Origin of the sequence: Paenibacillus taichungensis (genome assembly GCF_013359905.1) — a bacterium.
GTDB classification, from domain to species: domain Bacteria; phylum Bacillota; class Bacilli; order Paenibacillales; family Paenibacillaceae; genus Paenibacillus; species Paenibacillus taichungensis.
In genome coordinates, this window is record NZ_JABMCC010000078.1 from 25,003 (window position 1) to 31,503 (window position 6,501).

General features: G+C 38.0%; 7 protein-coding genes and 1 pseudogene. 6 read left to right on the forward strand and 2 right to left on the reverse strand.

Annotated elements, in window-relative coordinates; translation table 11 throughout:
* Positions 1-63 precede the first annotated feature (63 nt).
* Positions 64-618 (reverse strand): TetR family transcriptional regulator, encoded by a 555-nt coding sequence (locus HP548_RS01070; RefSeq protein WP_175380650.1) that lies wholly within the window; start codon positions 616-618, stop codon positions 64-66.
* A 147-nt stretch (positions 619-765) separates the two neighbouring features.
* Here HP548_RS01070 and HP548_RS01075 point away from each other — a divergent pair, with 147 nt between their 5' ends.
* From HP548_RS01075 to HP548_RS01100, 6 genes and pseudogenes are all read left to right on the forward strand, one after another.
* Positions 766-1,410 (forward strand): SDR family oxidoreductase, encoded by a 645-nt coding sequence (locus HP548_RS01075; protein WP_175380651.1) that lies wholly within the window; start codon positions 766-768, stop codon positions 1,408-1,410.
* A 10-nt stretch (positions 1,411-1,420) separates the two neighbouring features.
* Positions 1,421-2,467 carry an LLM class flavin-dependent oxidoreductase gene (locus tag HP548_RS01080; RefSeq protein ID WP_175380652.1) on the forward strand — a complete coding sequence of 349 codons (1,047 nt, stop codon included), beginning with the start codon at positions 1,421-1,423 and terminating at the stop codon, positions 2,465-2,467.
* Between the two features lie 5 nt (positions 2,468-2,472).
* Positions 2,473-2,814 (forward strand): DoxX family protein, encoded by a 342-nt coding sequence (locus HP548_RS01085; protein ID WP_343054753.1) that lies wholly within the window; start codon positions 2,473-2,475, stop codon positions 2,812-2,814.
* A 158-nt stretch (positions 2,815-2,972) separates the two neighbouring features.
* Positions 2,973-3,590, forward strand: coding sequence for a VOC family protein (locus HP548_RS01090; protein ID WP_175380654.1), 618 nt, complete (start codon positions 2,973-2,975; stop codon positions 3,588-3,590).
* Between the two features lie 56 nt (positions 3,591-3,646).
* Positions 3,647-4,283, forward strand: a pseudogene (locus tag HP548_RS01095) (FMN-dependent NADH-azoreductase).
* Positions 4,284-4,299: 16 nt separating this feature from the next.
* Positions 4,300-4,980: an SDR family NAD(P)-dependent oxidoreductase gene (locus HP548_RS01100; protein WP_175380655.1), complete on the forward strand. Its 681-nt coding sequence runs from the start codon at positions 4,300-4,302 to the stop codon at positions 4,978-4,980.
* A 971-nt stretch (positions 4,981-5,951) separates the two neighbouring features.
* Here HP548_RS01100 and HP548_RS01105 read toward each other — a convergent pair.
* Positions 5,952-6,501 (reverse strand): IMP dehydrogenase (locus HP548_RS01105; RefSeq protein WP_175380656.1); only part of this gene is annotated, 550 nt, incomplete at its 5' end.

Consider the following 6,501-nt stretch of genomic DNA (forward strand, 5'->3'; position numbering starts at 1 on the left):
AAGTTCGTGTCCCGAGCAAAGGACATGAACTTGTACCGATTACAGATTAGATGTATTGTCCAATTAACTCCCTTTGTTTATAAAATGTACTAATTGCTTTACATAATCTTCTGGCTGTGTAGTTTGATTTTGCATCCAATGACTGGCTGATCCATAAAGTGCCCAGCTTAACATCACAGCAACAGCTTCAATCTCCATTTTATTATGATTAGGCCATTGTTTTTGTCCCCATTCACAAAAAAATATTTGAAGTTCGTTTTTAAAAATCGTTTCTATTTGTGGTGTAAATGCCTCGTAACTTCGCTGACATTGGTTACTGATTAATGTTAGAAACTTAATAACAGAGAAGAAAATAGCCTCTAAGGTCTGTTCATTAATCTCCTCATGTGTACTAACTTCTTGAAGGACTTCTCTCATTACACTTTCACTTAATACTTTCTCAAGCAAATCATATTTGTCAATAAAGTGATAATAAAAGGTTGCCCGATTAACTGTAGCAGCAGTTGTAATATCTTTAATTGTTATGTCTTTGAAATCTTTTTTCATAGATAACTCTATAAATGCATCCATTATGAGCTTATGGGTACGTAAAACACGAGGATCCATTGGATTACTCACTAAATTCCCTCCTCTTTTTAGACATTTATATCGATATGTCGGATATACGAAATAACTTTTATTTTGTTGGTTGTTCGAAGATTTTTACCTTGTTATATTTATTTTACAACAAGTGTTGGATAAACGAAAGGAGTAGGAGTTAGCAATATGAAATTAACGATTTTCGGAGCAACAGGTCAGATCGGACAGATTGTGGTAAACCAAGCACTACAGGCTGGGTATGATGTAACAGCTTATTCGAGACGACCCGATGCTCTTAGCATAGATCATAAAAATTTACACATTGTAGTTGGCAATTTAACAGATCGAGAAAAAATAAAAAAGGCCATCAAAGGTAGTGATGCTGTATTAAGTGCTCTTGGACCAGCTTTATCCATGAAACGAAAAGTTTCGGATTTACCCATTGCAGAGGCACATAAAGCGATTATCTCCGTAATGGAAGAGATCGGTCTTAAAAGATTTATCACACTTGCAACACCAACGATCCAAGCAACAGAAGATGTTAAGCAGCTAGTTACTGTGTTACCTAGTATAATGGCCAAAATCTTATATCCAACTGGATATGCTGAAATGAAAGCCATAGAGAAATTAATAAGAAATTCGATACTTAATTGGACTGTTGTGCGCATCATAAATCCGAATGTTAAAACAATTGGAAATGGATATGCAGTATCTTTTGGAGATACAAAAGGTAAGATGAATGTTTCTCGATATAACGCTGCGAAATGCATGCTTGATGCTGCTCAGAAAGATGAATGGATTCATAAAATGCCGATCGTATTTAACAACTAGGAGGCAAGAAATGAAAGAATTTGAATTTGGGATTTATTCATTAGGTGAACGCGTACCCGATGCAAATGGAAATACACCTACTGCTCAATCCAGAGTGGAAGATATTATTCAAATGGCGAAAATGGCGGATGAGGCAGGACTCGATATCTTTGGTGTTGGAGAACATCACCGACTAGATTTTGTAACATCCTCTTATGCCCTGATACTTGCAGCCATTGCACGTGAAACAAAAAATATTAAACTAACCAGTACACTATCTGTTATTAGCACAGCCGACCCGGTCCGTGTTTATGAAGACACTGCCACGCTGGATTTAATATCAGACGGTCGTACTGAGATTATTTTAGGTCGTGGAGCATTTTTAGAATCATTCTCTCTCTTTGGCGTTAGTTTAAATGATTACGATGAATTGTTTGAAGAGAAACTGAATCTCTTTTTTAAACTGCAAGAGCAAGAAGTTGTGAATTATTGGCATGGGGAATTTCGTTCCCCCCTGAAAAATGCTCAAATCTCACCTCGACCTATTCAGAAAGAAATCCCGATTTGGATTGGTGTTGGGGGTACCCCTGCAAGTGCAGTTCGTGCAGGAAGACTTGGGGTAAATATGGCACTGGGCCTATTAAGTGGTCGTCCAGAATCCGTAAAACATTTAACAGACTTGTACTGGCATTTCGCTAAAGAAGCAGGTCATGACTTAACTAAGCTAAGAGTTTCTGTGACAGGGCATTCGTATGTTTCCCTAACCGGAGAACAAGCGATTACTGAATTTGTTCCGCATTATAATCAATATTTTAGCTATTTTTTAAAAGAGCGTGGCCAACACTTCCACTCAACAGTAGAGCAATTAATGCCTCAGAGAGCGCCAGGACAAATATTAGCAGTTGGAAGTGCAGAGGAATTAGCAGAAAAGATATTGTATCAGCATGAACTATTTGGCCATTCACGCTTTATGGGACAATTAGATATGGGAGGGCAGCCATTAAGTAGAGTGGAAAAAGCAATTGATTTACTGGCAAACAAAGTGGCACCAATTGTCCGTAAAGCTTTATCAAAATAAAAGGGATTCTTGCACTTATGTTTTTGATAGCTGGATTCGGAAAAGTGACAGGTTCCAAAATGCATGTGGAAGGTTTTAAGCAATGGAGATTACTACAATGGTTTCGAGTTGTTACAGGTATCGTTGAAATTATTGGTGCCGCGGCATTAATAATCGGTTATTGGGAATCTAGCTGGGTCGCTGCCGGTGCGTTATTGCTTGGATTAACGGCAATTGGTGGAGTACTGACTCATATACGAGTTCGAGATTCATTTAAGCAAACGTTTATGATTCTTGTTTTAGGCATCATTTCAATATTCGTCTTTTTATTGCGCTATTCAGAGTTGTTTAATTTTCCTGGTTTTTAGCAAGGAAGTCTAGGAGGGTTACAGTAAGGTACAGCCACACAGACAGAGCAGGTCTATCAGTTGGTCATGACATTTTAAATCAATTGATACAGGGCAATAGTTATCAAGAACATGATAGCATCTAAATTTTCAAATTTATCAAACAGGGAGAGATCTAGATGAAAAAAAATTTTGATATCAAACGTTCTGTTCTACATCATGTGGGTATTACGACGGGGAAAATTGATGAAATGATATTATGGTACAGCCAAGTACTTGGAACGAAGATCAATTTTGAAAAAGAGAATCCAGCTGGTAATCTTCCAGGTGTTAAAGGAGCATGGATCACGAATGATAAAGCGAACCACCGTATTGCTCTGATTGGAATTCCAGGGTTACAAACAGTTGGAAGTGGTACACCTCACTCATCGATTAGTCATCTCGCATTTGAATACGACTCTCTAGATGATCTTCTGGATACCTATATTCGCTTGAGAGATATTGGAATCAAACCAATTGTCACAGCAGATCAAGGTATTAGTATTGCCTTCTACTATAAAGATCCTGATGGTAATACGGTTGAACTAACAATGGATACGTTTGGTGATTGGGATAAGTCCACTTCATTTATGCAAACAGCACCCTCATTTTCAAAACTCCCTATGGGGAAATATGTTGATGTTGAAAAAATGCTTGAAGCAAGAGAACAAGGGGCTTCTTCAGACGAACTTCATGACCGAGCATATGCAGGCGAATTCATACCGGACTATGATATGGACCCAAGCAAGTTATTTTAACGAAAAGTAGTAATTATCATTCCAAAAACGGAAACAAGAAAGAAGAGGCAGATTTTATGTCTAATGTACTAATGATTAAAGTAAATGACCGACCATCAGACCAAGCAGTAAGTGTTCAAATATACGAAACATTCCTTAACACCTATAAGAAGGAGAACCCGACAGATACAATTGTAGAACTTGATCTGTTTGAGGAAAACCTCCCTTACTACAGCGATACAGCCATCTCAGATCTATACAAGTTCAATCAAGGAATTGAACTTAAAGCTGATGAACAAAATATGGTCGACACAATATCTCGTTATATGGATCAGTTATATGGATCAGTTTTTAACAGCAGATAAAGTAGTCATAGCGTTTCCGCTTTGGAACTTTCTTGCACCTGCACCTTTAATTACTTATATCTCATACCTCGCTCAAGCCGGGAAAACCTTCAAGTATACACCAGAGGGTCCTATAGGACTTGTGGGAGATAAGAAAGCAATGTTACTTACAGCTCGCGGTGGAGTCTATTCCAGTGGACCAATGGGCACAATCGAATCAGCTAGTAAACCGACTAAAGCTGTAGTTGGGTTATTTGGAATCAACGTAGAAGAGGTCATTATTGAAGGACATAATTAGTTCAAGGATCGTGCATCAGTGATATTTAGCGATGGACTAATAGAAACTTCAAAAGCAGCAGTTGCTTTTTAATTTAGGAGGAATACAAATGAAGACACTTGTAATTGTGGGGGCAGGTCCAGAAGTAGGCCAATCATTAGCACGTAAATTCGGTAAAAATGGATTTCAAATTGCTCTGATAGCACGAAACCAGAGTAAGCTGGATCAACTTGTTCTGGAATTGGAGCAAGAAAAGATTTCAGCAACAAGCTTTGTAGCCGATTTATATAATAAAGAACAGTTAGAAGGTGTCTTTACAGCAATTAAAGAGCGCTATGATTCAATTGATGTAGTGGAGTTTAGCCCTACAGTTGGCAACTATCCACCTACTCCAGCATGGCAAGTAATAGAAGAAAATGCCTTAGATATCTTTAATGGTTATATGATTAGCGCCATTCGCACTGTTCAGTCTGTCTTACCGGATATGATTGAAAGGAGCGAAGGAGCGCTCTTATTCACGACGGGACTGTCTGCACTTTATCCAATGCAAATGATGGGAAACATTGGTATTACAATGGCTGGTTTAAGAAACTACTTGCTTAATCTTCATACTGATCTTGCTCCTAAAGGTATTTATGTCGGCCATCTCTCTTTGGGAGTCTTCATTAAGAAGGGCACACAGACTGATCCCGATTATATTGCTGATGCATGGTTTGACATGTACACTAAAGGAGACAAAGCTGAAGAAACTTTCCCGGTCGGCGTGACTCCAGAAACAATTGTTTGGTAATACATGTGTCACCGTACAAGGTGAATAATACACACAAGCAGCAGCTGGTCAATGCGATCGGCTGCTTTTTGTTGAACTAACGGGGCTTTCCTGGATTCTTGAAAAACTGGTCTTACAGTTCAGTGAGAATTTCTTCTATGCCTGGATGGAGACTGCAGGGAATAGAAGTAAAGAAATTAGTGTACCTTCTTGGAATGACATTGAGAATATGAGGGATCGCTCGTTTCCACAAGTCTCTTTCAAATACATCTTTGAGGAGAGCAGCTCATTTAGCAGCATTGAATATTATCATTTGCAAAATAGAGAACCGTTGTTGACTAACAAATGCAATTGCCCGAATCAATATGAAACCGCTAAACAAGATATTCATTCAATGATATCGTATACACCACAAAAAGTTGCGATGCTGAACATGAGTAATCCAAGTAATGAACATAAGATCCTCCAAAAAAAAGTCGAGACATATGTGAAAAAATTGAGTTTTTGAAGCCGTTAATCTGCAAAGATTGCCGGTTTTTTGTGTTAACCCGGACCGGATAAATTGAGGATGAAAAGGGGGACGTAAAACGGCAATAGGTAGAAGTTCTTGTCCTTTAACGGTACAAGTTCTTGTCCACCGTCAGAATAAAATACATTGAAAGCAATTAAATTGTGTGAGATAGACATATGTACAAAATCCTAACTTTGTGTAAATGTAGACTATGTTCTTGTCCATTCCGGCAATCGGTACAAGTTCTTGTCCTTACTACTACTACTTGTTGATCAGGTCGCCTTTTAATAAAAAAACATCCCTTACTTTGGGATGTTTGGTGATAGAAAAAGTTATATCTGCTGTCTTTTGCAATTTCTCTCATGGACAATCCATATAAAATTGTAGCGAATGCAGTTAGAATAACATCACAGTTCTTTAACATATATAAGCTACGTTTCATCTAACATATTCAGTGAAGGGTTTCCCTAACAATGATGTGTTACAATATCTGACGACTATCTTTAAGTAGAACATCGTGTGCACTACCCTCAACAATACTTGTAGAAGAAACTAAGGTTATCTTAGCATTTTTTTGTAGTTCAGAAATTGTCAGGAAACCACAATTACACATTGTTGAACGTACTATGCTTAAAGAAAGTCCAACATTATCTTCTAAACTTCCTGCATAGGGTACAAACGAATCAACTCCTTCTTCAAAAGAAAGTTTTTCGTCACCGCCTAAGTCATATCTTTGCCAATTTTTCGCCCTTGTACTTCCCTCTCCCCAATACTCCTTCATATAATTACCGTTTATATTCACTTTTTTAGTGGGGCTTTCATCAAATCGGGCAAAATATCTGCCTAACATTAGAAAATCTGCTCCCATAGCTAGCGCCAATGTAATATGATAATCGTGTACAGTACCTCCATCAGAACAAATTGGTACATAGATTCCTGTCTCATTAAAATATTCATCACGAGCCTTCGCTACCTCAATTAATGCGGTAGCTTGACCTCTCCCTATGCCTTTTTGTTCTCGTGTAATACAA